The 25378-nt window shown below is 71.3% G+C and carries 25 protein-coding genes; 14 read left to right on the top strand and 11 right to left on the bottom strand.

Features of this window, described 5'->3' with window-relative positions; translation table 11 throughout:
• Positions 1-135: 135 nt before the first annotated feature.
• Genes cobM through cobC form a run of 6 tightly spaced genes read left to right on the top strand, consistent with a single transcriptional unit; the run spans position 136 to position 6519 of the window.
• Entirely contained in the window at positions 136-960 is an 825-nt protein-coding gene (gene cobM, locus ACIPTO_RS26085; RefSeq protein WP_366319351.1) for a precorrin-4 C(11)-methyltransferase, read from the top strand.
• The gene (gene cbiE, locus ACIPTO_RS26080) at positions 957-2219 is read left to right on the top strand and encodes a precorrin-6y C5,15-methyltransferase (decarboxylating) subunit CbiE (RefSeq protein ID WP_401196021.1); all 1263 of its coding nucleotides are present in this window, start codon (positions 957-959) and stop codon (positions 2217-2219) included. The genes cobM and cbiE overlap by 4 nt, the downstream gene beginning before the upstream one ends.
• Positions 2216-3928, top strand: a complete 1713-nt coding sequence (cobJ, locus tag ACIPTO_RS26075; protein ID WP_401196019.1) for a precorrin-3B C(17)-methyltransferase — start codon at positions 2216-2218, stop codon at positions 3926-3928. The genes cbiE and cobJ overlap by 4 nt, the downstream gene beginning before the upstream one ends.
• Positions 3929-3933: 5 nt before the next feature.
• Positions 3934-4524 (top strand): precorrin-8X methylmutase, encoded by a 591-nt coding sequence (locus ACIPTO_RS26070; protein WP_366319977.1) that lies wholly within the window; start codon positions 3934-3936, stop codon positions 4522-4524.
• On the top strand, positions 4521-5444 hold the full coding sequence (locus ACIPTO_RS26065; RefSeq protein ID WP_366319357.1) for a sirohydrochlorin chelatase: 924 nt from the start codon (positions 4521-4523) through the stop codon (positions 5442-5444). The genes ACIPTO_RS26070 and ACIPTO_RS26065 overlap by 4 nt, the downstream gene beginning before the upstream one ends.
• Positions 5434-6519, top strand: a complete 1086-nt coding sequence (gene cobC, locus ACIPTO_RS26060; protein ID WP_401196016.1) for an Rv2231c family pyridoxal phosphate-dependent protein CobC — start codon at positions 5434-5436, stop codon at positions 6517-6519. Before ACIPTO_RS26065 ends, cobC begins: the two co-directional genes overlap by 11 nt.
• 20 nt (positions 6520-6539) lie before the next feature.
• On the opposite strand, the gene ACIPTO_RS26055 is transcribed toward cobC, so the two are convergent.
• The 5 genes from ACIPTO_RS26055 to ACIPTO_RS26035 form a co-directional block, all read right to left on the bottom strand.
• On the bottom strand, positions 6540-7445 hold the full coding sequence (locus ACIPTO_RS26055; protein ID WP_401196013.1) for an SCO1860 family LAETG-anchored protein: 906 nt from the start codon (positions 7443-7445) through the stop codon (positions 6540-6542).
• Between the two features lie 131 nt (positions 7446-7576).
• Positions 7577-8668, bottom strand: coding sequence for an amidohydrolase family protein (locus ACIPTO_RS26050; RefSeq protein ID WP_401196011.1), 1092 nt, complete (start codon positions 8666-8668; stop codon positions 7577-7579).
• A gap of 59 nt (positions 8669-8727) precedes the next feature.
• Positions 8728-9507, bottom strand: a complete 780-nt coding sequence (locus tag ACIPTO_RS26045; protein ID WP_366319365.1) for an amino acid ABC transporter ATP-binding protein — start codon at positions 9505-9507, stop codon at positions 8728-8730.
• Positions 9504-10343, bottom strand: a complete 840-nt coding sequence (locus tag ACIPTO_RS26040) for an amino acid ABC transporter permease (protein WP_366319367.1) — start codon at positions 10341-10343, stop codon at positions 9504-9506. The genes ACIPTO_RS26045 and ACIPTO_RS26040 overlap by 4 nt, the downstream gene beginning before the upstream one ends.
• Positions 10340-11191, bottom strand: a complete 852-nt coding sequence (locus ACIPTO_RS26035) for a transporter substrate-binding domain-containing protein (RefSeq protein ID WP_366319369.1) — start codon at positions 11189-11191, stop codon at positions 10340-10342. The genes ACIPTO_RS26040 and ACIPTO_RS26035 overlap by 4 nt, the downstream gene beginning before the upstream one ends.
• A gap of 173 nt (positions 11192-11364) precedes the next feature.
• Here ACIPTO_RS26035 and ACIPTO_RS26030 point away from each other — a divergent pair, with 173 nt between their 5' ends.
• From ACIPTO_RS26030 to thpD, 5 genes are all read left to right on the top strand, one after another.
• Positions 11365-12417, top strand: coding sequence for a pyridoxal-phosphate-dependent aminotransferase family protein (locus ACIPTO_RS26030; RefSeq protein ID WP_401196009.1), 1053 nt, complete (start codon positions 11365-11367; stop codon positions 12415-12417).
• Positions 12418-12747: 330 nt separating this feature from the next.
• A complete protein-coding gene (gene ectA / locus ACIPTO_RS26025) occupies positions 12748-13254 on the top strand; it encodes a diaminobutyrate acetyltransferase (protein ID WP_366319373.1) in 507 nt (168 codons plus the stop codon).
• Between the two features lie 51 nt (positions 13255-13305).
• Positions 13306-14577 (top strand): diaminobutyrate--2-oxoglutarate transaminase, encoded by a 1272-nt coding sequence (gene ectB, locus ACIPTO_RS26020; protein WP_366319375.1) that lies wholly within the window; start codon positions 13306-13308, stop codon positions 14575-14577.
• Positions 14578-14637: 60 nt separating this feature from the next.
• Positions 14638-15042 (top strand): ectoine synthase, encoded by a 405-nt coding sequence (locus tag ACIPTO_RS26015; RefSeq protein WP_329555627.1) that lies wholly within the window; start codon positions 14638-14640, stop codon positions 15040-15042.
• A 5-nt stretch (positions 15043-15047) separates the two neighbouring features.
• On the top strand, positions 15048-15944 hold the full coding sequence (thpD, locus tag ACIPTO_RS26010) for an ectoine hydroxylase (protein ID WP_401196007.1): 897 nt from the start codon (positions 15048-15050) through the stop codon (positions 15942-15944).
• Between the two features lie 61 nt (positions 15945-16005).
• Here the strand turns inward: thpD and ACIPTO_RS26005 are convergent, their stop codons facing one another.
• The 5 genes from ACIPTO_RS26005 to ACIPTO_RS25985 all read right to left on the bottom strand — a co-directional run bounded on the left by ACIPTO_RS26005 (position 16006) and on the right by ACIPTO_RS25985 (position 20760).
• Positions 16006-17055: an aminotransferase class V-fold PLP-dependent enzyme gene (locus ACIPTO_RS26005; protein WP_401196005.1), complete on the bottom strand. Its 1050-nt coding sequence runs from the start codon at positions 17053-17055 to the stop codon at positions 16006-16008.
• A 128-nt stretch (positions 17056-17183) separates the two neighbouring features.
• A complete protein-coding gene (locus ACIPTO_RS26000; RefSeq protein WP_366319384.1) occupies positions 17184-17909 on the bottom strand; it encodes a DsbA family oxidoreductase in 726 nt (241 codons plus the stop codon).
• 76 nt (positions 17910-17985) lie between these two features.
• Positions 17986-18477, bottom strand: coding sequence for a GNAT family N-acetyltransferase (locus tag ACIPTO_RS25995; RefSeq protein ID WP_401196002.1), 492 nt, complete (start codon positions 18475-18477; stop codon positions 17986-17988).
• A gap of 72 nt (positions 18478-18549) precedes the next feature.
• Complete coding sequence (locus ACIPTO_RS25990; protein WP_401196000.1) at positions 18550-19158, bottom strand: DUF1349 domain-containing protein; 609 nt, start codon at positions 19156-19158, stop codon at positions 18550-18552.
• Positions 19159-19230: 72 nt separating this feature from the next.
• The gene (locus tag ACIPTO_RS25985) at positions 19231-20760 is read right to left on the bottom strand and encodes an aldehyde dehydrogenase (NADP(+)) (protein WP_401195997.1); all 1530 of its coding nucleotides are present in this window, start codon (positions 20758-20760) and stop codon (positions 19231-19233) included.
• A gap of 131 nt (positions 20761-20891) precedes the next feature.
• Between ACIPTO_RS25985 and ACIPTO_RS25980 the strand changes: the two genes are divergently transcribed.
• From ACIPTO_RS25980 to ACIPTO_RS25970, 3 genes are all read left to right on the top strand, one after another.
• The gene (locus ACIPTO_RS25980) at positions 20892-21665 is read left to right on the top strand and encodes an IclR family transcriptional regulator (RefSeq protein ID WP_366319392.1); all 774 of its coding nucleotides are present in this window, start codon (positions 20892-20894) and stop codon (positions 21663-21665) included.
• 4 nt (positions 21666-21669) lie between these two features.
• A complete protein-coding gene (locus ACIPTO_RS25975; RefSeq protein ID WP_401195994.1) occupies positions 21670-22143 on the top strand; it encodes a GNAT family N-acetyltransferase in 474 nt (157 codons plus the stop codon).
• 129 nt (positions 22144-22272) lie between these two features.
• Positions 22273-23733, top strand: a complete 1461-nt coding sequence (locus ACIPTO_RS25970) for a peptidoglycan D,D-transpeptidase FtsI family protein (protein ID WP_401195991.1) — start codon at positions 22273-22275, stop codon at positions 23731-23733.
• A 31-nt stretch (positions 23734-23764) separates the two neighbouring features.
• Here the strand turns inward: ACIPTO_RS25970 and ACIPTO_RS25965 are convergent, their stop codons facing one another.
• The gene (locus tag ACIPTO_RS25965; RefSeq protein WP_366319398.1) at positions 23765-25216 is read right to left on the bottom strand and encodes an NCS2 family permease; all 1452 of its coding nucleotides are present in this window, start codon (positions 25214-25216) and stop codon (positions 23765-23767) included.
• Between the last annotated feature and the right edge of the window lie 162 nt (positions 25217-25378).

Below are 25378 nucleotides of genomic sequence, written 5' to 3'. Positions count from 1 at the left end.
CCGATCAACCCCTGTTCGCGCACATCCTGGCCCACTTCCGCCCCCCTCGCATTGACGTTCCCCACGCTCCCCACGCCCCGTCCATCCCGTCCGTCCCGTTTGTTCGATCTGTTCCGCTTGAGAGGACCCAGCCCCATGGCCGATGCCGATTCCCCCACCGGCAAGGTGACCTTCGTCGGCGCCGGCCCCGGCGCCGCCGACCTGCTGACCTTCCGTGCCGCGCGCGCCATCGCCGAGGCCGATGTCGTGATCTGGGCGGCCAGCCTGGTGCAGGCCGAGGTCCTCGACCACGCGCGCGAGGGCGCCGAGATCCTGGACTCCGCCACGATGTCCCTGGAGGACGTCGTCGCCGTCTACGAGCGGGCCCACGCCGAGGGGCTGCGCGTCGCGCGCATCCACTCCGGCGATCCGGCCCTCTGGGGCGGTACACAGGAGCAGGTGGACCGGTGTGCCGCGCTCGGCATCGCGACCGAGATCGTCCCCGGTGTCTCCGCGTTCTCCGCCGTCGCCGCGCTCGCGCAGCGCGAGCTGACGATCCCCGAGGTCGCGCAGTCGGTCGTGCTGACCCGGCTCGGCGGCGGCAAGACACCGATGCCGCCCGGCGAGGAGGTACGGGAGTTCGCGCGGCACGGCACGACCATGGCGATCTTCCTGTCGGCGGCCCGCAGCGGGCAGCTGGTGCGGGAGCTGCTGGAGGGCGGCTATCCGACGGACACCCCGGTCGTCGTCGCCTACCAGGCGACCTGGCCGGAGGAGCTGGTCGTGAAGTGCACGGTCGGCACGCTGGAGGAGACGGTCAAGGAGCACAAGCTCTGGAAACACACGCTCTTCCTGGTCGGCCCGGCGCTCGACGCCCACGGCACCCGCTCGCACCTCTACCACCCGGGTCACTTCCACGGCTATCGCAAGGCCGACCCGGAGGCCCGCAGGGCCCTGCGTTCCCGGGGTGCGAGCACGTGATCACGGTCGCCGGGACGGGGACCGGGGCTCCCCTCGCGGAGGACGTGCTCGCCGGTGCCCGGCTGGTCGTCGGCGGCCGGCGCCACCTCGCCGCCGTCACCGTCCCGGAGGGCGCCGAGCAGATCGTCCTCGGCCCGCTCGCGCCCGCGCTCGACACCATCGAGGCCTACGTCGGGAAAGGCGAGCCGGTCGTCGTGCTGGCCTCGGGCGACCCCGGGTTCTTCGGGATCGTCCGGGCTCTGGCGGAACGGTTCTCCAGTGACCTGCTCGACGTACGCCCCGGTGTCTCCTCGGTGGCCACCGCCTTCGCCAGGATCGGGCTGACCTGGGACGACGCGGTCGTGGTCAGCGCGCACGGCCGCGATCTGCGTACGGCCGTCAACGCGTGCCGTGCGCACCCCAAGGTCGCCGTGCTGACCGGCCCGGGCGCCGGACCCGCCGAACTGGGCGCCGCGCTCACCCACCGGGCCGCCGGACGCGTCCTCGTCGTCGCCTCCGCGCTCGGTTCCGGTGAGGAGCGGGTCGACCGGGTCACGCCCGCCGAGGCCGCAGCCCGGGACTGGGGTACGGCCGTGAGCGTGGTGCTGTGCCTGGACGGGACGCGGGCGCCCGGTGCCGTGCGGACGGTCGCCGGGGCCGCCGCCGGACCCGCCCGATGGGCGCTGGACGAGCGGGAGTTCGAGCACCGGGACTCGATGATCACCAAGTTCGAGGTACGGGCGCTGGCGCTGGCCCGGCTCGGGCCGCGGCTCGGCGAGCTGGTCTGGGACGTCGGCTCGGGCTCCGGGTCCGTGGCCGTGGAGTGCGCGCGGCTCGGCGCCGCCGTCAGCGCCGTCGAGAAGACCCGGGACGGTGTCGAGCGGATCCGCGCCAACGCCGAGGCGCACGGCGTCGACGTGCACACCGTGCACGGGTCGGCGCCGACCGTGCTGTCCGATCTGGACGATCCCGACGCCGTGTTCGTCGGCGGGGGCGGGCGCGAACTGCCCGCCATCGTCACCGCGTGCGCGCGGCGGGCCCGGCGGACCGTGGTCGTCGCGATGGCCGCGCTCGACCGGGTGCCGGCCGTGCGGGAGGCTCTCTCGGCGGCCGGACTCGCGGTCGACGGGGTGCTGCTGCAGTCGTCCCGGCTCGCGCCGCTGCCGGGTGACGTGACCCGGCTCGCGGCGACCAATCCCGTTTTTCTGCTGTGGGGGATCCGAACCCCGGACCAGCTCCAGGTCCGGACCCCCGTGTCTCCAGAAGGAGTTGCTCTGTGATCGGCCTCATCTCCGCCACCGCGGCGGGCGCGGGTGCGCGGGACCGGCTGGCCGCCGCGTGGCCGGACCGTACGCGTGTCTACGAGGGTCCCGTGGCGGACGCCGTCCGGGCCGCGTTCGCGGAGTGCGAGCAGCTCGTGTGTTTCCTCGCCACCGGAGCCGTCGTCCGGCTGATCGCCCCGCTGCTGGGCGACAAGCGGACCGACCCGGGGGTCGTGTGCGTCGACGAGGGCGGCCGGTTCGCCGTGTCGCTGGTCGGCGGGCACGGCGGCGGTGCCAACGGACTCGCGCTGGAGGTGGGCGAGTTGCTCGCCGCCCAGCCGGTGGTGACGACGGCGACGGACGCGGTGGACGTACCCGGCCTCGACACCCTCGGGTTCCCCGTGGAGGGCGATGTCGCCGGCGTCTCACGGGCCCTGCTCGACGGTGAACCGGTCGCCCTGGAAGCCGAGTTGGCGTGGCCGCTGCCGCCGCTGCGGGTGTCGGACGAGGGCGGCGCGTACGTCGTCCGGGTCACCGACCGCGCCGTCGAGCCCGCCGCGCGGGAGGTCGTGCTGCGACCGCCCTCCCTTGTCGTCGGGGTCGGCGCCTCCAAGGGCGCGCCGGTGGACGAGGTGCTCGGGCTCGTCGAGAGCGCGGTGCGGGACGCGGGGCTGTCCCTCGCGTCCCTCGCCGAACTCGCCACCGTGGACGCCAAGTCGGACGAGCCCGGCATCGTCGGGGCGGCGAGCCGGCTGGGGGTGCCGCTGGTGACGTACTCGGCCGAGGAACTGGCCGCCGTAGAGGTGCCCAACCCCTCGGACGCGCCCCTGGCCGCCGTGGGCACGCCGTCGGTGGCGGAGGCCGCCGCGCTCCTGGGCGGGGGTGAACTCCTCGTCCCGAAGCGGAAGTCGGAGCGCGCGGACGGACAACCGGCCATGGCGACCTGCGCTGTCGTACGACGGGTCGCGCGCGGGCGGCTCGCGGTGGTCGGGCTCGGGCCCGGCGCCCGGGATCTGCTCACCCCGCGTGCGAAGGCCGAACTCCGGCGCGCCGCCGTGCTGGTGGGGCTCGACCAGTACGTCGACCAGATCCGGGATCTGCTCCGGCCGGGGACCGTGGTCCTGGAGTCGGGACTCGGCGCCGAGGAGGAACGGGCCCGTACCGCCGTAGCCGAGGCGCGCAAGGGGCAGGCGGTCGCGCTGATCGGCAGCGGGGACGCCGGGGTCTACGCGATGGCCTCGCCCGCGCTCGCGGAGGCGTCCGACGACATCGACGTGGTCGGAGTCCCGGGTGTGACCGCCGCGCTGGCCGCCGCCGCGATCCTCGGGGCGCCGCTCGGCCACGACCACGTCTCCATCAGCCTCTCCGACCTGCACACGCCGTGGGAGGTCATCGAGCGCCGGGTGCGGGCGGCGGCGGAGGCGGACATCGTGGTGACGTTCTACAACCCGCGTAGCCGGGGCCGGGACTGGCAGCTCCCGAAGGCCCTCGCGATCCTCGCCGGGCACCGGGAGCCGGGGACACCGGTCGGTGTCGTACGGAACGCGTCGCGCCCCGACGGGTCCAGCCGGCTCACCACCCTGGCCGCGCTGGATCCGGCGACGGTCGACATGATGACGGTCGTGACCGTGGGCAACACGGCCACCCGGGACATCGCGGGGCGCATGGTGACGCCGCGCGGGTACCGCTGGCAGGCCTCGCAGGAGTCACGGGAGGTGGCGAAGTGAGTTCCGTGGACCGGGTGATCCATCCGATCGAGCTGGAGTCCTACCGGCGGCTGCGCGCCCGCCTCGACACCTCGCACTTCCCGCCGCTCACCCGCGCGGTCGTGGAGCGGGTCGTGCACTCCGCCGCCGACCTCGACTACGCGTCCGATCTCGTCCTGGACGAGGACGAGTTGGCGACCGCGCACCGCGCGCTGCACGCCGGGGCGCCGGTCGTCGTGGACGTGGAGATGGTCGCCGCCGGCATCACCCGGCGCGACACCGTCTGCCGGCTCCGGGACGCCGAGGCCGGCCCCGGGCTGACCCGTTCGGCGCACGCGATCCGGCTCGCCCACGAGGAGGTCGGGCCCGGCGCCCTGTGGGTGATCGGCAACGCGCCGACCGCCCTGGAGGAGCTGCTGCGGCTGGACGCCTCCCCCGTGCTCGTGATCGGACTGCCCGTCGGCTTCGTCGGCGCGGTCGAGTCCAAGGCCGCGCTGCGCGAGAGCGGGCTGCCCGCCGTGAGCAACGTGTCCGAGAAGGGCGGTTCGGCGGTCGCCTCGGCGGCCCTCAACGCCCTGCTGTACCACCCCGTTCCAGATCCTGAGGAGACATCGTGACCACCCCCCCGCCCGCCCTGCTCATCGCCGGACACGGCACCCGGGACGAGGCCGGAGCCGAGGCGTTCCGGGCCTTCGTAAGGGAGTTGGGCCGCCGTCACCCCGAACTGCCCGTCGCGGGCGGGTTCATCGAGCTGTCGCCGCCGCCGCTGGGCGACGCGGTGACCGAGCTGGTGGAACGCGGGGTGCGCCGGTTCGCCGCCGTACCGCTGATGCTGGTGTCCGCCGGGCACGCCAAGGGGGACATCCCGGCGGCGCTGGCCCGGGAGAAGGAGCGGCACGACGGCATCTCGTACACCTACGGCCGTCCGCTGGGCCCGCACCCGGCGCTGCTGAACGTGCTGGAGCGGCGGCTCGACGAGGCGCTCGGTGCCTCGGCGCGCACCCCCGCCGACCGGGCCGACGTGACCGTGCTGCTGGTGGGCCGCGGCTCGACGGACCCGGACGCCAACGCCGAGGTGCACAAGGCGGCGCGGCTGCTGTGGGAGGGACGCGGATACGCGGGCGTGGAGCCGGCGTTCGTGTCCCTCGCGGCACCGGACGTGCCGAGCGGTCTTGACCGGTGTGTGAAGCTGGGCGCGCGACGGATCGTCGTCCTGCCCTACTTCCTGTTCACCGGGATCCTGCCGGACCGGGTGCGGCAGCAGACGGAGGGCTGGGCGGCGGCGCACCCGGACGTCGAGGTGCGGTCGGCCGAGGTCATCGGCCCCGAGCCGGAGTTGCTCGACCTGGTGATGGAGCGGTACCGGGAGGCGGTGAAGGGTGATCTGCGGATGAACTGCGACTCGTGCGTGTACCGGATCGCGCTGCCCGGCTTCGAGGACAAGGTGGGGCAGCCGCAGCAGCCGCACTTCCATCCGGACGACGACGGTCACGACCACGGGCACCACCATCACGGTGGGCACGCCCATGCACACTGACAGAGTCCACGGTCCGACGGACAGGGCGCACGACCTGCGTCATCACGGTGACGCCGAAGTCCTGGACGACGGCGCCCTGTTGACCGATCTCGCGGTGAACGTCCGCGCGGACACGCCCCCCGCCTGGCTGCGCGAGCGGATAGCCGGCTCGCTCACCGGCCTCGCCGCCTACCCGGACGGGCGGGCGGCGCGGGCGGCGGTCGCGGCGCGGCACGGGCTGCCGGTGGAACACGTCCTGCTGACGGCGGGCGCCGCCGAGGCCTTCGTCCTGCTCGCCCGTGCCCTGAAGGTCCGTCAGCCGGTGGTGGTGCACCCGCAGTTCACCGAGCCGGAGGCGGCCCTGCGGGACGCGGGGCACACGGTGGAGCGGGTGCTGCTGCGGGAGGCGGACGGGTTCCGGCTGACCCCGGGGGCCGTATCGGAGGACGCGGACCTGGTGCTGGTCGGCAACCCGACGAACCCGACGTCCGTCCTGCATCCCGCCGCCGCCCTCGCTCAACTCGCGCGTCCCGGGCGGACGCTGGTGGTCGACGAGGCGTTCATGGACGCGGTGCCGGGCGAGCGGGAGGCCCTGGCCGGCCGGACCGACATCCCCGGCCTCGTCGTCCTCCGCAGCCTCACCAAGACCTGGGGTCTCGCGGGGCTGCGGATCGGGTACGTCCTGGCCGCCCCCGAGACCATCGCCGAGCTGGAGCGGGTCCAGCCGCTGTGGCCGGTCTCCACGCCCGCGCTCGCCGCGGCGGAGGCCTGCATGGACGCGCAGGCTCTCGCGGAGGCCGCGCACGCCGCCCACCGCGTCACCGCCGACCGGGCCCATCTCGTCGCCGGTCTCGCGGAGTTCGCCCCCGACGGCCTCCGCGTCACGGAACCCGCCGAGGCGCCCTTCGTGCTGGTCCGGGTCCCTCACGCGACGGCCGTCCGCCGCCACCTCCGCGACCTGGGCTTCGCCGTCCGCCGGGGGGACACGTTCCCGGGGCTGGACGACCAGTGGCTACGGCTCGCCGTCCGGGACCGGGCGACCGTGAACCGTTTCCTCCAGGCCCTGGACCAGGCGGTGACGCTGACGGGCCGGTGAGGGGCGGGAATGCGGTCGGCTCAGCCGCGGCGGCGGCGTGTCATCAGCACCGCCGCTCCTCCCGCCGCGAGCAGCACCACCGCCGCGCCCGCGATGTACGGCGTCGTGGAGCTGCCCCCGGTCTCGGCCAACCCCGCCTCCGCAGGCGCTCCTTGGGGCTTCACGTCCGGCGCGGGCTCGGCGGACGGCGGCGTCACGGAGGCGGTCCTCGGCGTCTCGCAGGTGGCCTGGGCCAGTGTCACCGTGCCCTCGACGTCCGCCACGTTCAGCTTCAACGGGTTGACGGACACCTTGAGTTCGAGCGCGGTCGCGGCGGCCGTACGGGACGTGGTCGACGTCTTGGACAGGTCGAGGCTGACGGAGCCGACCCCGGGCACCTGAACCTCCGTGGGGCCGCTGGCGGTGACCGTGATCCGCTTGCCGAGCACCGTCACCGCCCCCGGCAGGTGCGACGTGGCGACCGGCGCCTTCCCCGCCTCGCACGTCGCCTTCGAGGTGACGGCGTCGATCTCGATGAGCGAGAGCAGCGGAAGGCCGGGAACGTGGAGCCGGGCATGGGCGAGGTTCGTGTATCCCTCGGCCTTCGTCGCGGAGACCGTCGCCTTCGCCGTGGCGACGTCCGCGGCGAGCACGCTGAAGGGCTGTCCGCCGTTCACCCCGTCCAACTGGGCGGTGAGCGCGGTCTTCTCGGCACTCTGCGGGGCGTGGACCTCGTTGAGGGAGACCGCGAGCGGGACGTCCACGGTCTTGTTGAGCAGGGAGACGTCGAGCCCGGTACGGAGCACGACGGCGCTCGCGCGCCCTTGGTCGGTGGTCGCGTGGGCGGAGCCGGCGCCGGCCAGCGCCACCGGACCGGCGGCGAGGGCGGTCACCGTGGCCACGGTGGCCCAACGGCGTGCGGGCATGCGGAAGTTGGTGCCGTTCAAGGTGTGGGACCCCCAGAAGAGACATGCTTGGGACCCGGTAAGAATTGCTCACGAGGGGTGAACCGTCAGCGATCCGGCGTCACTTCACCCCATCGTGGGTTTTCCGTGAACGCATTCGAATCACCTGGCGGCTATTCGACCACCAGCCCGTTCAGCACCACCCGACGCGGCGACGCGAGCACGCGCACATCGGCGCGCGGGTCCGTCTCGTACACGACGAAGTCCGCCGGCGCGCCCTCCTCGATCCCGGGCCGCCCGAGCCACTCCCGTGCCCCCCACGCGGTCGCCGACAGCGCCTCCACGGCGGGGATTCCGGCGGTGACGAGTTCGGCGACCTCCGCCGCGACCAGGCCGTGGGCGAGGGAGCCTCCGGCGTCGGTGCCGACGTAGACCGGCACTCCGGCGTCGTAGGCGGCGCGCACGGTGTCGTAGCGCCGCTCGTACAGTCGCCGCATGTGGGCCGACCAGCGGGGGAACTTGGCGTCGCCGTCGGCGGCGAGCTTCGGGAAGGTCGCGATGTTGACGAGGGTCGGGACGATCGCGACGCCCCGCGCGGCGAACAGCGGGATCAGCTCCTCGGTGAGGCCGGTCGCGTGCTCGATGCAGTCGATACCGGCCTCGACCAGGTCGCGCAGCGCGTCCTGTGCGAAGCAGTGCGCGGTGACGCGGGCGCCGAGGCGGTGGGCCTCCGCGATGGCCGCCTCCACCGCGTCGCGCGGCCAGCACGCCGACAGGTCGCCGAGGTCGCGGTCGATCCAGTCGCCGACCAGCTTGACCCAGCCGTCGCCGCGCCGGGCCTCCTGGGCGACGTAGGCGACGAGTTCGTCCGGTTCGATCTCGTGGGCGAAGTTGCGGATGTAGCGGCGGGTGCGGGCGATGTGCCGGCCGGCGCGGATGATCTTCGGGAGGTCGTCGCGGTCGTCGATCCAGCGGGTGTCCGAGGGCGAGCCGGCGTCGCGGAGCAGGAGCGTGCCGGTGTCCCGGTCGGTGAGGGCCTGTTGCTCGGCGGTGCCGGCGTCCACGGGGCCGTGCGTGCCCAGGCCGACGTGGCAGTGGGCGTCGACCAGGCCGGGGAGCGCCCAGCCGTCCACCGTCCGGATGTCGCGTCCGTGGGCCGGCCGGTCGTAGGTGATGCGGCCGTCGATCACCCAGAGTTCGTCGCGGACGTCCTCGGGGCCCGCCAGGACTCGGCCCTTCATGTGCAGCACCGGTTGATCGCTCATGGGACGCACGATAGTTCGTCGGATGCGGGTCCGTTGTGGCTGGTCGGGCCCGCGCTCCTTCAGGGCGCGCCGTCCTCGTCCTGCACCTCGGCCATCGCGGGATCCAGCAGACGGGACAGGAAGTGGCGGGTGCGGTCGTGCCGTGGGGTGGTGATGACCTGGTGCGGGGTGCCCTCCTCGATGATCACGCCCGCGTCCATGAACACGACCCGGTCCGCCACCTCGCGCGCGAACGTCATCTCGTGCGTCACGACCATCATCGTCATGCCCTCGTTGGCGAGCATCCGCATGACCGCGAGCACGTCTCCGACCAGTTCGGGGTCGAGCGCCGACGTGGGTTCGTCGAACAGCATGACCTCGGGGTCCATCGCCAACGCCCGTGCGATGGCGACGCGTTGCTGCTGCCCGCCGGAGAGGGACGCGGGGTGGGCGTCGGCCTTCTCGGAGAGGCCGACGCGGCGGAGGTTGTCGGCGGCGACCCCGGCGGCCCGCGCCTTGTCGCGGCGCAGGACGCGGCGCTGCGGGAGGGTGAGGTTCTCGGTGACGGTCAGGTGCGGGAAGAGGTTGAACTGCTGGAAGACCATGCCGATACGGCGGCGTACGGCGTCGATGTCGACATCGGGGTCGGTGATCTCGGTGCCGCCGACGAACACCCGCCCGGCGGTGGGTTCTTCGAGCAGGTTCACGCAGCGCAGGAGGGTCGACTTGCCGGAGCCCGAGGGGCCGATGACGCAGACGACCTCGCCCTGCGCGATCTCCAGGTCGATGCCGCGCAGCACCTCGTCGGCGCCGAACGACTTGTGCAGGCCCTGTACGTGGATCTCCGGGGTACCGGTCATCGGATCGCCTCCCCCGTCCTGGTCTCCATCCGCCGGACGACGAAGCTCAGCGGGATCGTCACCAGGAGGTAGCACAGGCCGGCCACCAGGATCGGCGTGGAGTTGGCCGTCGTACTCGCCAGGTCCCTGCCGTATTTGGAGAGTTCGCGTTCCTCCAGGGTGACGCCGAGGAACAGGACCAGGGAGGAGTCCTTGAAGAGGAGGACGAGTTCGTTGGTCAGCGGCGGGAGGATGATCCGGAAGGCCTGCGGGACGACGATCGACACCATGGCCCGCGCCTGCGAGAAGCCGAGCGAGCGGGCCGCCTCCAACTGCCCTGTGGGCACGGCCTGGATGCCCGCGCGGATCGTCTCCGCCATGTACGCGGCCGACACCAGGCCGAGCGCGAGGGCGACCTTGCCGTAGGTACCGCCGACGATCTCCGTGCCCGGGAACGCGAGCGGGACGGCGACGCCGACGAAGATGAAGATCAGCAGGGCGGGCAGGCCGCGGAAGATCTCGATGTAGACCCCGGCGAGCCAGCGGTAGGGCCCCACGGACGACAGGCGCATCAGCGCGACGGCCATGCCGAGGACGAGACCGAACACGAAGCCGGACAGGGTGTACAGCACCGTGTTCTTCAGGGCCAGCGTGATGACGTCCGGGAACATCTGCCGGGCGATGCTCCCCTGCGCGAACTGGTTCCTCAGGCGGCCCCAGTCGGCGGTGACCGCGAAGACGATCACGACGGCGGCGAAGACGGCGTACTGCACGCCTCGGGACAGCCTGCGCCGCTGCCGTCTGCTCAACCCCTTTCTCCTGGGCTGGAGTCGGGGTTGTGCCGGGGCGCCGGTCATGAGGCCGACGGGGAGGCGGCCGAGGCGTCGTAGGGGCCGATCCACTTCTCGTAGAGCTTCTTGTAGGTGCCGTCGGCCTTCGCGTCCTTGATGGCCCTGTTGATCGCGGCGAGGAGTCGGGTGTTGCCCTTCTTGACCGTGAAGCCGTACTGCTCACCGGTGTTGAGGTTGCCGACGACCTTGAACGCGTCGGCGTTGGCCTTGGTCCTCAGCCAGCCCTGGACGACCGGGTAGTCGATGATGACGGCCTGGACCTGGCCGGTGCGCAGGCCGTTGAGGACGGCGTCGGAGGACTCGAAGGAGACGGGGTCGAAGCCCTGCTTCTTGGCGTAGTCCTCACCGGTGGTCTGTGCCTGGGCGCCCAGCTTCCGGCCCTTGGCCCTGACGTCCGCGAGCGAGGTCAGGCCGCTCTTCCTGTCCACGAGGACGGCCTGGGTGGCGTCGAAGTAGGGGTCGGAGAAGTCGACGTTCTTCTTGCGCTCGGCGGTGATGGTCATGCCGGCGGCGGCGAGGTCGCACTCGTCGGCGTTGAGGAAGGCGCCGGTCTTGAAGTTCTCGAAGGGGGTGTCGAGGATCGTCTGCTTCACGCCGAGGTTCTTGGCGACCAGGTCGACGAGGGAGACGTCGAAGCCCTGCACCTTGCCGTCGATCTCGGACTGGAACGGCGGGTACGGCAGGTGGGTGCACGTGGTGAGCTGACCGGCCTTGACGAGTTCGACGCCACCGGCGGCGGTCTTCGAGCCGCTGCCGCCGCTGCCGCTCGACGTGCAGCCGGCCACGAGGACGAGTGCGGCGCTCACAGTGGTGGCGGCCAGGGTGCGGGTCCGGCGGCCGGAGAGCGTGTTCACGGAGGCCTCCTGTGACGGAACTATGGGTTCCGATTATTGGGAGGGGCGCGGCGGGGCGCTCACCAGGACGGTGGCCAGGGGGCCGTCCGGGCTAAGAAGTCGCCGGTTACGCTCGTCTCCGTCGATCAGGACCGTCCCGCCCGGCCCCTCCCCGCGAGCGAAAGAGCACCGCCATGACCCATCCCTTCCTCGACCTGGCCCCGCTGAGCGCCGCGCACTTCGCCGCGATCGAGGACCGGGTGGCCCGGCTGCTCGGCACCGAGCAGGATGTCGTGATCATGCAGGGCGAGGCGCTGCTGCCGCTGGAGGGGGCGATCCGTTCGACGGCGGGTCCGGGCACGCTCGCGCTGAACGTCATCACCGGCCCCTACGGGCAGACCTTCGGGAACTGGCTGCGGGACTGCGGCGCCGAGGTGATCGACCTCTCCGTGCCGTTCCACACGGCCATCACCGCCGACCAGGTCCGGGAGGCCTTCGCCGCGCACCCCGGGATCGACTTCGTGTCCCTCGTCCACGCGGAGGCGGCGACCGGCAACACCAATCCGGTCGCGGAGATCGGCGAGATCGCGCGGGCGCACGGCGCGATCTTCTACGTCGACGCGGTGGCGTCCATCGGCGCGGAGCCGGTGCTGCCGGACGCGTGGGGGGTCGACCTGTGCGTGATCGGGGCACAGAAGGCGATGGGCGGTCCCGCGGGGGTCTCGGCGGTGTCGGTGAGCGAGCGGGCGTGGGCCCGCATGGCCGCGAACCCCGGGGCTCCGCGCCGCTCGTACCTCTCCCTCCTGGACTGGAAGGACCGCTGGACGGACGCCGGCCGCACAGCCCTGCCGCACGCTCCGGCCCAGCTGGAGATGCTGGCCCTGGAGGCCTGCGTCGAGCGGATCGAGTCGGAGGGCCTGGACACGGTGATGCGCCGCCACGCCGAGGCCGCGGCGGCGACCCGGGCGGGCGTGCTCGCCCTGGGCGGCGGTCTCGAACCGTACGTCCACAAGGCCTCGGAGGCGGCTCCCGTCGCCACCACCCTCAGGACCCCGCCGGGCGTCGTCGCCTCGGACCTGGTGGCCAGGGCCCTGAAGGCGGACCCCGCCCTGCCGCTGGCGGCGGGCGGCGGCGCCCTGGCCGCGGAGATGATCCGGGTCAACCACTACGGAGTGGACGCGACGGCGGAGGCGGTGCGGAAGTCGCTGGCGGCCCTGGGCGCGGCACTGGCCGAGCAGCGGGCATGACGGTCGTCACCGGATCATGACGGCAATCACCGGCCGACGCCTCCCGGGAATTGCATCACAATTCCCGGGAATTTAATCACCGCATTCAGCGGGGCAGCTTCCCCTTTCCTCCTGCCCGATTTCCCGGCACTCAAACGCAAATAATTCGCGCAGATTTCGTGCGGGTCACACCCTTGTGACCCATTACACAAGGTGCCCGATTCACCCGTTACCTGACGGTCAAAACCGTACATATCTCATGCACTCGCCCGCGTGATAACACAGTGGCACCTCAGACGTAACCCTTTCCCTCCATGCAATTTAGAATTTCCCTCGGTAAATTCAATTCGCATGACTGCCACCCAAGCAGACCTGCACATCGACCGCCCCACGGTGGCCGACGGCGCCGCGTTGTGGCGTATTGCCAAGGACTCGAACGCCCTCGACCTGAACTCGTCGTACAGCTATCTGCTGTGGTGCCGGGACTTCTCGCACACCTCGGTCGTCGTCCGTGACGAGCGCGGTGAACCGGTCGGCTTCGTCACCGGGTACGTGCGGCCCGAGCGGCCGGGCACGCTGCTCGTGTGGCAGGTGGCCGTCGACGCCGCGCAGCGCGGTCGCGGGCTGGCCGCGCGCCTGCTCGACGCACTCACCGAGCGGGTCACGGAGGAGTACGGCGTGACCGAGGTCGAGACCACGATCACGCCAGGCAATACCGCCTCCGAGCGCCTCTTCACGTCGTACGCCGAACGCCACGGCGCCCCCGTCGAGCGCACGGTCCTGTTCGAGGCCGGTGACTTCCCGGACGGACCGCACGACCCCGAGGTGCTCTACCGCATCGGCCCGCTGGGCCACTGAGCCCTCGACCGACGCCCGCCACCCGCATCCCCACACCGAGGAGCCATCCGCGTGACCATCACCCAGCCCGATCTGAGCGTCTTCGAGACCCTGGAGTCCGAGGTCCGCAGCTACTGCCGCGGCTGGCCCACCGTCTTCGACCGGGCCCGGGGCAGCCGTATGTACGACGAGGACGGCCACGCCTACCTCGACTTCTTCGCGGGCGCCGGCTCGCTGAACTACGGGCACAACAACCCCGTCCTGAAACGGGCGTTGATCGACTACCTGGAACGCGACGGCGTCACGCACGGGCTCGACATGTCGACCGGTGCCAAGCGCGCGTTCCTCCAGGCCTTCCAGGACCTGGTGCTGCGCCCGCGCGACCTGCCGTACAAGGTGATGTTCCCGGGCCCGACCGGCACCAACGCCGTCGAGTCCGCGCTGAAGCTGGCGCGGAAGGTGAAGGGGCGCGAGGCGATCGTCTCGTTCACCAACGCCTTCCACGGGATGTCGCTCGGCTCGCTCGCCGTGACCGGCAACGCCTTCAAGCGCGCCGGCGCCGGGATCCCGCTGGTGCACGGCACGCCGATGCCGTTCGACAACTACTTCGAGGGCAAGGTCCCCGACTTCCTGTGGTTCGAGCGGCTGCTGGAGGACCAGGGCTCGGGCCTCAACAAGCCCGCCGCGGTGATCGTCGAGTCGGTGCAGGGCGAGGGCGGCATCAACGTCGCCCGCCCCGAATGGCTGCGCGCGCTGGCCGAGTTGTGCGAACGCCAGGACATGCTGCTGATCGTCGACGACATCCAGATGGGCTGCGGACGGACCGGCGCGTTCTTCTCCTTCGAGGAGTCCGGCATCGTCCCGGACATCGTCACCGTCTCCAAGTCCATCAGCGGCTACGGCCTGCCGATGTCGCTGTGCCTGTTCAAGCCCGAGCTGGACATCTGGGAGCCGGGCGAGCACAACGGCACGTTCCGCGGCAACAACCCGGCGTTCGTCACCGCCACCGCCGCCCTGGAGACGTACTGGGCGGACGGCTCCGCGATGGAGAAGCAGACCCGGACCCGCGGTGAGCAGGTCGAGCAGGGGCTGATCTCGATCACCGAGGAGAACCTCGCCGACATCAAGGAGTACCGGGGCCGCGGCCTGGTCTGGGGCATCGAGTTCAAGGACCCCGAGCGCGCCGGCCGGATCTGCGCCCGCGCCTTCGAACTCGGCCTGCTGGTCGAGACGTCGGGCCCGCAGAGCGAGGTCGTCAAGCTACTGCCCGCGCTGACCATCACCCCCGAGGAGCTGGACGAGGGCCTGAGCATCCTCGCCCGCGCCGTGCGCGAGACCGCCTGACCCCGCACCCGCACCCTCGCACCGCCATCTGATACTGCGTCAAGGAGGCGTCACCACACCGTGATTGTCCGTTCGTTCAAGGAACTCGAAGGCACCGACCGGCACATCAAGTCCGCGTCCGGCACCTGGGAGAGCAAGCGCATCGTCCTCGCCAAGGAGCGGGTCGGTTTCTCGGTGCACGAGACCATCCTCTACGCGGGTACCGAGACGTCGATGTGGTACGCGAACCACATCGAGGCCGTCGTCTGCGTCGAGGGCCACGCCGAACTCACCGACAACGAGACCGGGCAGACGTACACGATCACGCCCGGGACCATGTACCTCCTCGACGGCCACGAACGGCACACGATGCGGATCAAGGAGGACTTCCGCTGCATCTGCGTCTTCAACCCGCCCGTCACCGGACGGGAGGACCACGACGAGAACGGCGTCTACCCGCTGCTGACCGAGCCCGAGGAGGTGTGACGAGCATGACCACCGTCACCAGCGTCACCGACCTGTACCCCAGCCGCGGCACCACCGAGGTGTCCGTCCCGCGCAAGGACCCCGTCGTCTGGGGCTCCCCCGACACCCCGGGACCGATCCCGACGGCCGACCTCCAGGCCTTCGAGCGCGACGGCTTCCTCTCCATGCAGGAACTCCTCCGGGACGACGAGGTCGAGGTCTACCGGCAGGAGTTGGAGCGGCTGGTCACGGACCCGGCGATCCGGGCCGACGAGCGGTCGATCGTCGAGCCGAAGTCCAAGGAGATCCGGTCCGTCTTCGAGGTGCACCGGATCAGCGAGGTGTTCGCGCGCCTCGTACGCGACGAGCGGGTCGTCGGACGGGCCCGGCAGATCCTCGGCTCGGACGTGTACGTCCACCAGTCGCGGATCAACGTGAAGCCGGGCTTCGGCGCGAGCGGCTTCTACTGGCACTCGGACTTCGAGACCTGGCACGCCGAGGACGGCCTGCCGAACATGCGCACCGTGTCCGTGTCGATCGCGCTCACCGAGAACCACGACACCAACGGCGGCCTCATGATCATGCCGGGCTCGCACCGCACGTTCCTCGGCTGCTCGGGCGCGACCCCCGAGGACAACTACCGCCAGTCGCTGCAGATGCAGGACGCGGGTACGCCGTCCGACGAGGCGCTGACCGGCATGGCATCCGAGTACGGCATCAAGCTGTTCACGGGCAGGGCCGGTTCGGCGACCTGGTTCGACTGCAACTGCATGCACGGCTCCGGCGACAACATCACGCCATTCCCGCGCAGCAACGTCTTCATCGTGTTCAACAGCGTGGAGAACAAGGCCGTCGAGCCGTTCGCGGCTCCGGTACGACGCCCCGAGTTCATCGGCGCCCGGGACTTCACCCCGGTGAGGTGACGGCGAGGCGGCTCACCGCGAGGGCACCCCGGTCACCGTGACCGGGGTGCCCTTCCGCGGGTCAGCCGGCCAGCGCCGCCAGCAGCCGGTCGACGTCCCCGGGGGTGTTGTAGAGATGGAAGGCCGCCCTCAGGTTCCCGGCCCGGTCGGAGACCTCGATCCCGGCCGCGCTCAACTCCCGCTGCCTGCGGCCGAGTCCGGGCACGGAGACGATCGGTGACCCGGGCGACGCCACCGGTTCGTGCCCGAGGGCGTCGAGCCCCGCGCGGAAGCGGTCGGCGAGGGCCAGGTCATGGGCGCGCACGGCGTCGAGCCCCACCTCCTCCAGCAGCGCGAGCGAGTGGCGGGCTCCGGCGTAGGAGAAGAGGGCCGGGCTCTCGTCGAACCGGCGGGCGGAGTGGGCGAGTTCCTCGACCGGGCCATAGCAGCTGTCCCAGGGCGCCTCGCCCGCGACCCACCCGGCGAAGATCGGGTCGAGGCCGCCGAAGTCCTCCGGGGTGACCAGGAAGGCGACCCCGCGCGGGCAGAACAGCCACTTGAAGCCGACGGAGGCGACGTAGTCGTAGGCGCCCGCGTCGAGGTCGAACCAGCCGGCGGCCTGGGACGCGTCGACGTACGTACGCGCCCCGTGTTCCTGTGCCGCCGCCCGCAGCGCGGGCAGGTCGGCGACGCGGCCGTCGGCGGACTGGGCGGCGCTGACCGCGACCAGCGCGGTGCCGGGGCGTACCGACTCGGCGATCCGCTCCAGCGGGACCGCGCGCACCTTGAGGTCGGGGCGCATGTGGAAGGGGTTCACCACGGAGCTGAAGTCGGCCTCGGCGGTGAGGACTTCGGCGCCCGAGGGCAGGGCGGCGGCGATCAGCCCGCTGTACACCGCGACCGAGGCCCCGGCCGCCACCCGGCCGGCCGGTACCCGGGTCAGCCGGGCGAAGGCGGCGCGGGACGCCTCGACGTCGTCGAACATGTCGGTCGGCGTACCGACCGCGGCGGCCTCGATGGCGGTCCGCATCGCGGCGACGGTACGGGCCGGGAGGAGGCCGGTGCTCGCGGTGTTGAGGTAGGTGTTCTTCGGGGCGAACTCGGCGCGGACGAGGCTCTCGAAGGTCTCCATGCCCCCACTCTGCGGCGCCGGAGAGCCCTCGTCCATTGCGGATTTTTACGTGGATCCACTAAGGAACGCTTATACGTGACCGGCCGAGCGCCCCTGACCAGCACCTTTCCGGCGCGGGCGCACGGGGGTCAGGCCTGCGGCACCGCGCATCCGTCGGGCCCGCACGCCTCCGCGTCGCCGCCGCCGGTCCCGCCGTCGATCAGCTTGAGCGGCGCGTGCTCGCCCCACGCCTGGGTCAGCGCCTGGGCGAAGACCTCGGCGGGCTGGGCACCGGAGACGCCGTACTTGCGGTCCAGGACGAAGAAGGGGACGCCGTTCGCACCCAGCTCGGCGGCCTCGCGCTCGTCGGCGCGGACGTCGTCGGCGTACGCGGCCGGGTCGGCGAGCACCGTGCGGGCGTCCTCCGCGTCGAGCCCGGCACCGACGGCCAGCTCGACGAGCCGCTCGTCGTCGCCGAACACGGACCGCTCCTCGGCGAAGTTCGCCCGGTACAGGGCCTGGATCAGCTCGTCCTGGCGGCCGTGCTCCTTGGCGAAGTGGAGGAGGCGGTGCATGTCGAAGGTGTTGCCGTGGTCGCGGTCGCGGGTGCGGTAGTCGAGCCCCTCGGCGGCGGCCTGCGCGCCGAGGTTGTCCTCACCGGCCTGCGCCTGCGCCTCGCTCATCCCGTACTTCCTGGTGAGCATCGTGAGCACGGGCTGGGTGTCGCCCTTGGCGCGGCCCGGGTCCAGCTCGAAGGACCGGTGCACGACCTCGACGCCGTCACGGTGCGGGAACGCGTCGAGCGCCTTCTCGAAGCGGGCCTTGCCCACGTAGCACCACGGGCAGGCTATGTCGGACCAGATCTCGACGCGCATTCTTCGGCTCTTTCCAGGACGTACGGAGGGACGGAGACTCCCTCCGTCTCCCCCGTGAACGTTCAAGCATCTCGCTTCATTCCCCCGCCACCACCAGCCGCATCCCCAGGTGGTGCCCGCCGTCGCCCGGCTCCGCGACCCATCCCTGCCGGACGTAGAACGCCTGCGCCCGCTCGTTGTCGACGTGCACGTCGAGCACGGCGCCGCGCCGCCCGTCGGCCCGCCACTGCTCGACGCAGGCCGCGTGCAGGACCGTGCCGAGCCCGGAGCGCCACCGCTCGGGCTCGACATGGAACTGGAACAGCTTGACCGTGTCCGCCGTCCCGCCCTCGGGCGTGCGGAAGGAGGCGACGGCGACGATACGGCCGCTCTCGACGACGCACAGCACATGGGCGTCGGGCCGCTCGATGACTCCGCGCCAGGCGGCGAGCCAGTCCTGCCCGTCCTCCGGGACACCGTCGGGGTAGTACGTCGCCCGGGCCCGCGCGTGCAGCGCGGCGACGCTCTCCGCCTCGGCGGGCAGGGCCGTACGGATCACCCGGGCTCGACTGACTCGGTCACTGATCATGCAACCGATGACGTGGCCCCGGCCCCTCCGGTTCCCCCGTGCGGGACCTCCGGCTTCCGGGTGGGGACTTCGTCAGCTTCCGTCGCGCAGATCGTTCGGCCAACTGGGCCTGAACTCAAGGTGGTCGTACGTCACGACACATCCCTCGCCCATCGGCGACTGGGCCATGAACCCGACGAGGGCGGCATCCGTCTCCTTCTCGTCACCGAGCGTGAAGAGCCGGACGAATATCCACTTCTTGCCGTCCCGGGACGCGTGGAAGGCGAACGCCCGCCCGGTCCTGCTGACCCGCAGCCATACCGAACTCCCGTCCACGGTGAAGGAGTTGGCGTCGTCGGAGTGCCCGCGCGTCACCACCGTGCACACGGTGGGCACGTCGGGCGAGTACTCCAGACACAGCTTCGCCCAGGCCCGCTCCCCCACGTGGACGTACAGCACCCCGGCGTCGAACGACCCCGCGAACCCGACGGTGACACGGGCGATCAGCTGGAAGTCCCCGTGCGGCGCCCCGAGCAACCGGGGCGCGTCGGAGGCGGGTTCCAGCCCTTCCCCGGTGGGCGGCACGAACCGGTCCTGCCGGGGACCGGCCCACCCCGTCAGCACACCGTCCTCGGAGGACCAGTGCCCGTCGGGCCCGTAGGTACGGAGGGGAAACGGCAGTTCGGAGAGCTCTACGTCCATCGGTTCATCATCTCAGGCCGGGGAAGACGTTGTCAGGGTGCGGGGCCGTGGATCACCGCACCCCGACAAGCGCTAGCGCTCCAGACGCCCGTCGTAACGCCGGGGCAGGCCCAGGGGGTTGGCGTCCCGGAGCTCCAACGGCAGCAGTGCTTCAGGGGTGTTCTGGTAGGCGACGGGCCGCAGCCACCGCTCGATGGCCGTACCGCCGACGGAGGTCGAGGTGGACGTGGTGGCCGGGTAGGGCCCCCCGTGCTGCTGCGCGGGCGCCACCGCGACCCCCGTCGGCCACGCGTTGACGAGCACTCGCCCGGCCAGCGGGGTGAGCTCCGCGAGGATCTCCGCCCCGCGCCCCTCCCCGGCCGCCTCCTCCGCCGACAGGTGGACGGTCGCCGTGAGGTTCCCGGGCAGTCGCGACAGCACGGCGTTCGCCTGCGCGTCGTCGTCGTAGCGGGCCACCACCGTGACCGGCCCGAAGCACTCCTCCAGCAGCAGGTCGTACGCACCCTCGGCCGTCAGCCTCCCCGCCGGGACCGTGAGGAAGCCGGGGCTCACCGTGTGCTCGCTCCCCGCCCCCGGCGTCACCGGCGACTCCACCTCGGGCAGTCCGGCCCGCTCGGTGACGCCGGCGAGGAAGTTGTCCCGCATCCGGTGGTCCAGCAGCACCCCGGAGTCCGTGTCGCTGACCGCGTCGGTGAGGGACTTGACCAGTCCGTCGCCCGCGGAGCCGGACGGCACGAGCACCAGCCCCGGCTTCACGCAGAACTGCCCGACGCCCAGCGTCATCGAACCGGCGAGCCCCGTACCGATCGCCTCGGCCCGCTCGGCCGCGGCGCCCTCGGTCACCACCACCGGGTTCAGGGAGCCCAGTTCACCGTGGAACGGGATCGGGACCGGCCGCGCCGACGCCGCGTCGAAGAGGGCACGACCGCCCCGTACGGACCCGGTGAACCCGGCCGCGGAGACCAGCGGGTGCCTGACCAGCTCGACGCCCGCCTCGAAGCCGTGCACCAGGCCGAGGACACCGGCCGGGACGCCCTGCTCGGCGGCGGCCCGGCGCAGCACGCTCGCGACCAGCTCGGACAGGCCGGGGTGGTCGGGGTGCGCCTTGACGACGACCGGGCAGCCGGCCGCGAGCGCGCTCGCGGTGTCGCCGCCCGGGACGGAGAAGGCGAAGGGGAAGTTGGAGGCCGCGTACACGGCGACGACGCCCAGCGGCACCTTGTAGCGGCGCAGGTCCGGGATCGGCGGGGTCGCGGTGTCGTCGGGGTGGTTGATCACCACGTCGAGGAAGGCGCCCTCGTCGACGATGTCCGCGAAGGCCCTCAACTGGTAGCAGGTACGGGCCAGTTCACCGTTCAGCCGGACCGGGCCGAGTGCGGTCTCCGCGTCGGCGACCTCGACCAGCTGGTTCCTGGCCGCTTCGAGCTGGTCGGCGGCACCGCGCAGGAAGGCGGCGCGGACGGTACGGTCGGCGAGCGAACCGCGCGCGGCGTGCGCGGCGCGGACGGCGGCGTCCACCTCCTGGGCTGTGGCCTCCACCGCAACCTGTTCCCGCTGCTTCCCGGTTCGGGGGTCGACACTCCAGACTGGTGATGCTGCCACCGGGGGTCCCTCCAGATGTAATGCCGCGGTTCTGGGTCATTCATCAGGGTCGTTCGATATGCTGAACGCTGTCTCTGATGATGAATATGCTCTCGGAGACTATTTCCCGTCGAACGAAGGGGTCAAGGGCGATGTCGGCAGGCGAGACAGGCGGCGGGGCACAGGTCAAGTCCGCGGTGCGGACGGTGGAGCTGCTCGAATACTTCGCGGGCCGGCCCGGAATGCACTCCCTCGCGGCGGTCCAGGAGGCCGTCGGATATCCCAAGTCCAGCCTCTACATGCTGCTGCGCACACTGGTGGAACTGGGCTGGGTGGAGACGGACGCGACGGGCACGCGGTACGGCATCGGGGTGCGGGCGCTGCTCGTGGGCACCTCCTACATCGACGGCGACGAGGTCGTGGCGGCGGCCCGCCCGACCCTGGACCGGCTCTCGGACGACACCACGGAGACCATCCACCTGGCCCGCCTCGACGGCACGAACGTCGTCTATCTGGCCACGCGCCAGTCGCAGCACTATCTGCGGCCCTTCACCCGCGTCGGCCGGCGGCTCCCCGCGCACTCGACCTCGCTGGGCAAGGCGCTGCTGAGCACGTACTCCGACGAGCAGGTCCGCAAGATGCTCCCGGAGACCCTGCCCGCGCTCACCGAGCACACGATCACCGACCGCGAGAAGCTCATCGAGGAGCTCCACCAGATCCGCGACCAGGGCTTCTCCGTGGACCGCGAGGAGAACACGCTGGGTCTGCGCTGCTTCGGCGTGGCGATCCCGTACCGCACCCCCGCGCGGGACGCGATCAGCTGCTCGGTGCCGGTGGCGCGGCTGACGCCCGCGCACGAACAGATGGTCAAGGACGCCCTGTTCGACGCCCGTGACCGGCTCACGCTCGCCACCCGGAGGCTCTGAACCCATGCAGGTCTCGCTCCGCCCGATCCACGACAGTGACCTGCCGGTCTTCTTCCGGCTGACGAACGACCCCGAGTCCGTCCGGATGGCCGCCTTCACCGCGGAGGACCCGACCGACCGGGACGCCTTCGACGCCCACTGGACGCGCGTCCGCGCCCTGCCCGGCGTGCTGAACCGCACGGTCCTGGCCGACGGCGACGTCGTGGGCAGCGCCGCGGTCTACGGCGATCCGGGCGAGCGCGAGGTGACGTACTGGATCGACCGCGCCTACTGGGGCAAGGGCATCGCGACGGCCGCGCTGCGCGACCTGATCGCCGAGGAGCCCGGGCGCCCGCTGCACGCGCGCGTGGCCGCCGACAACACGGGCTCGCGGCGGGTGCTGGAGAAGTGCGGGTTCCGCGTGACCGGGCACGACCGGGGATTCGCGAACGCGCGGGGCGAGGAGATCGACGAGCTGGTGCTGACGCTGGAGCCGTAGCGGACCGCCGGGTGCCCGGGCGGCGGCCGGCTTCCTGCTTCCTGAACGGCCGCTGAGTTCATGAGCGCTCGATGAAAAACGGCGACGTCAGGGAACGTTTCGGTCCCGTCCGGTCGTCTTCAGAGCGGGATGAACAAGACGATCAGGCGCGCCTCCGTCTTCGCACTGCTCCTGGTACTCGCCCTCCTGGCGCGGGCGACCTGGGTGCAGTTCTACGAAGGCCAGGCCCTCGCGGACGACAAGGACAACCGGCGGAACATGATCGCGATGTACGCGAACCCGCTCGGGAACATCATCGTGGCCGGGAACGCGATCACCGGCTCGGCCCGGACGGAGAGCAGCAGCGACCTCGCGTACAGACGCACGTACACGGACGGCACGCTGTACGCGGCGGTGACGGGCTACGCCTCGCAGGCCTACGCGCCGACGCAGCTGGAGGGGATCTACGCGAACCTCCTCGACGGCACGGACAACGGCCTGAAGACGGTCATGGACACGGTCACCGGCGAGCGGGCCGCCCCCGGCAACGTGGTCACGACGATCGACCCGGCCGTGCAGAAGGCCGCGTACAGCGCGCTCGGCGACAAGAAGGGCGCCGCCGTCGCGATCGATCCGAGCACCGGGAAGATCCTCGCCGTCGTCTCGACCCCGTCCTACGACCCCTCGTCCCTGACGGACGCCGACACCGCGGGTGCGGCCTGGAAGAAGCTCACGGCGGACGCCGACAAGCCGCTGACCAACCGCGCGCTGCGCCAGCCGCTGCCACCGGGGTCGACGTTCAAGCTGGTCGTGGCGGCGGCGGCCCTGGAGAGCGGGCTCTACTCCTCGGTGGACGAGAAGACGACCAGCCCGTCGCCGTACACCCTGCCGGGCACGGTGACCCCGCTGCGGAACGAGAGCTCGTCCGCGCCCTGCACGAACGCCTCGATCCGGGTCGCGCTCGAATACTCCTGCAACACGGTGTTCGCGAAGATGGCCGTGGACCTGGGGCAGGACAAGGTCAGGGCGATGGCGGAGAAGTTCGGCTTCAACGACGACAAGCTGGACGTCCCGGTGCGGGCGTACCCAAGTGTGTACCCGACGAACATGAACCAGTCGTCCACGGCCCTGACCGGTATCGGCCAGTACGACGTGACGGCGACCCCGCTCCAGATGGCCATGGTGTCGGCCGCCATAGCCAACGAGGGGAAGCTGGTCTCGCCGCACATGGTGTCGGAGACCACCGACAGCGGCGGCGATGTCCTGAAGAACTACGACGACAGCGCGACCACCCGGCAGATCGTCAGCTCCCGCACCGCACAGCAGCTCCAGTCCGCGATGCAGTCGGTCATCACCGACGGCACCGGCACGAACGCGCGGATCTCGGGCGTCACCGTGGGCGGCAAGACGGGCACGGCCCAGCACGGTGTGAACAACGACCAGTCGCCGTACGCCTGGTTCACCGCGTACGGCAGGTCCGACTCGTCCGGCAAGCAGGTCGCGGTGGCGGTGCTCGTGGAGCAGTCGAACGCGGCACGGTCGGAGATCAGCGGCAACGGCCTGGCCGCCCCCGTGGCCAAGGCCATGATGGAGGCGGCCCTCAAGCACTGAGTCCGACCGGCCGCTTCGCCGTCGCCGGACGCTACTTCACACCGAGAATCTGCTCCACGGGGTCGATGGCGAAGTACACGAGGAACAGCGCGGACACGCCCCACAGCAGCCAGTTGACCTCCTTCGCCTTGCCGAGGACCGCCTTGATCACGACGTAGGAGATGAAGCCCGCGCCGATCCCGTCGGTGATCGAGTACGTGAACGGCATCGCGGCGATGGTGAGGAACGCCGGAATGGCGATCTCGTACCTGTCCCAGTCGATGTGCTTGACGTGCGTCATCATCAGGAAGCCGACGGCGATCAGCGCGGGCGCGGCGGCCTGGAGCGGCACGATCGTGAGCAGCGGCGTGAGGAACAGCGCCAGCCCGAACAGCCCTCCGGTGATCAGGTTGGAGAACCCGGTCCTGGACCCCTCGCCGACGCCCGAGGCCGACTCGATGTAGGCGGTGTTGGAGGAGGCGGACCCGATGCCGCCGGCCACGGCGGCGGCGCCGTCGATGAACAGCACGCGCCCGATGTTCGGCACCTGCCCGTCCTCGTCCAGGAGCCCGGCCTCCGCGCTGATACCGACGATCGTGCCCATCGCGTCGAAGAAGTCCGACAGGATCAGCGTGAAGATCAGCAGCACCACGGTGATCGCGCTGGTCTCGCCGAACGCCCCGAAGAGACTGAAGTGGCCGATGAGCCCGAAGTCGGGCGCGGCCACGATCTTGTCCGGCACCTTGGGGGTCATCAGTCCCCAACTCTTGATGTCGGCGACGGAGTTGATGATGATCGCGAGGACGGTCATCGTGACGATGCTGATCAGGATCGCGCCCTTCACCTTGCGGGCGACGAGCGCGATGGTGAGCAGGACACCGAGGCAGAAGACGAGGACGGGCCAGCCGGTGAGATGGCCGACGGCGCCGAGCTGCACCGGGACCGTGGTGTCGGCGGCGTCCGGTATGCGGCTGACGAAGCCCGCGTCGACGAAGCCGATGAACGCGATGAACAGCCCGATGCCGACGCCTATCGCCTGCTTGAGCTGCTGCGGGATGGCGTTCATGATCGCCTCGCGCAGTCCGGTGAGGACGAGCACACAGATCAGGACGCCCTCGATGACGACGAGGCCCATCGCGTCGGGCCAGCTCATCAGCGGCGCCAGCTGGAAGGCGACGACGGCGTTGAGGCCGAGCCCCGCCGCGATGGCGAGCGGCAGGTTGCCGCCGACGCCCATGATGACCGTCATCACACAGGCCACCAGGGCGGTGGCGGTGACCAGTTGGCCGGTGTCGAGCGAGTGCCCGAACTTGTCCTTGGCGCTGCCCAGAATGATCGGGTTCAGGACAAGGATGTAGGCCATCGTGAAGAACGTGGCGAAGCCGCCGCGTATCTCACGGCCGAAGGTGGATCCCCGTTCGGAGATCCTGAAGAACCGGTCGACACCGTTCGCCGCCGGTGGTTCGGCACTTGGCCGGTCGGCCACCTTCTGTGACTCGGACATGCGGGTACTCCTCGTGGCTCAATGATCGGTGCGCGGATGCTGGCTGGATTGTTCCCGCGTTGAACCTGTTTCAGGTTTTCCCCGTGTTACGGAATCGGGGTCGGCCGGTCCCTTCGCGGTCGGCCTGCCAGACACTGTTCGAAGGTCCGTACCAAATGGTCC

The organism is Streptomyces sp. NPDC090083 (assembly GCF_044747445.1).
In the GTDB taxonomy this organism is placed as follows: Bacteria; Actinomycetota; Actinomycetes; order Streptomycetales; family Streptomycetaceae; genus Streptomyces.
This window is presented reverse-complemented; position numbering and strand designations above follow the sequence as displayed.

Bases quoted from the DNA above. Each gene is read 5' to 3' on its own strand.
- ACIPTO_RS26030 (WP_401196009.1), top strand. From the start codon at position 11,365: ATGACCCATCCCTTCCTCGACCTGGCCCCGCTGAGCGCCGCGCACTTC.
- ACIPTO_RS25965 (WP_366319398.1), bottom strand. From the start codon at position 25,216: ATGTCCGAGTCACAGAAGGTGGCCGACCGGCCAAGTGCCGAACCACCG.
- ACIPTO_RS25970 (WP_401195991.1), top strand. From the start codon at position 22,273: ATGAACAAGACGATCAGGCGCGCCTCCGTCTTCGCACTGCTCCTGGTA.
- ACIPTO_RS25980 (WP_366319392.1), top strand. From the start codon at position 20,892: ATGTCGGCAGGCGAGACAGGCGGCGGGGCACAGGTCAAGTCCGCGGTG.
- cobC (WP_401196016.1), top strand. From the start codon at position 5,434: ATGCACACTGACAGAGTCCACGGTCCGACGGACAGGGCGCACGACCTG.
- cobM (WP_366319351.1), top strand. From the start codon at position 136: ATGGCCGATGCCGATTCCCCCACCGGCAAGGTGACCTTCGTCGGCGCC.
- ACIPTO_RS26050 (WP_401196011.1), bottom strand. From the start codon at position 8,668: ATGAGCGATCAACCGGTGCTGCACATGAAGGGCCGAGTCCTGGCGGGC.
- ACIPTO_RS25995 (WP_401196002.1), bottom strand. From the start codon at position 18,477: ATGATCAGTGACCGAGTCAGTCGAGCCCGGGTGATCCGTACGGCCCTG.
- ACIPTO_RS26040 (WP_366319367.1), bottom strand. From the start codon at position 10,343: ATGACCGGCGCCCCGGCACAACCCCGACTCCAGCCCAGGAGAAAGGGG.
- ectA (WP_366319373.1), top strand. From the start codon at position 12,748: ATGACTGCCACCCAAGCAGACCTGCACATCGACCGCCCCACGGTGGCC.
- ACIPTO_RS26000 (WP_366319384.1), bottom strand. From the start codon at position 17,909: ATGCGCGTCGAGATCTGGTCCGACATAGCCTGCCCGTGGTGCTACGTG.
- ACIPTO_RS26045 (WP_366319365.1), bottom strand. From the start codon at position 9,507: ATGACCGGTACCCCGGAGATCCACGTACAGGGCCTGCACAAGTCGTTC.
- thpD (WP_401196007.1), top strand. From the start codon at position 15,048: ATGACCACCGTCACCAGCGTCACCGACCTGTACCCCAGCCGCGGCACC.
- ACIPTO_RS26005 (WP_401196005.1), bottom strand. From the start codon at position 17,055: ATGGAGACCTTCGAGAGCCTCGTCCGCGCCGAGTTCGCCCCGAAGAAC.
- ACIPTO_RS25990 (WP_401196000.1), bottom strand. From the start codon at position 19,158: ATGGACGTAGAGCTCTCCGAACTGCCGTTTCCCCTCCGTACCTACGGG.
- ACIPTO_RS25975 (WP_401195994.1), top strand. From the start codon at position 21,670: ATGCAGGTCTCGCTCCGCCCGATCCACGACAGTGACCTGCCGGTCTTC.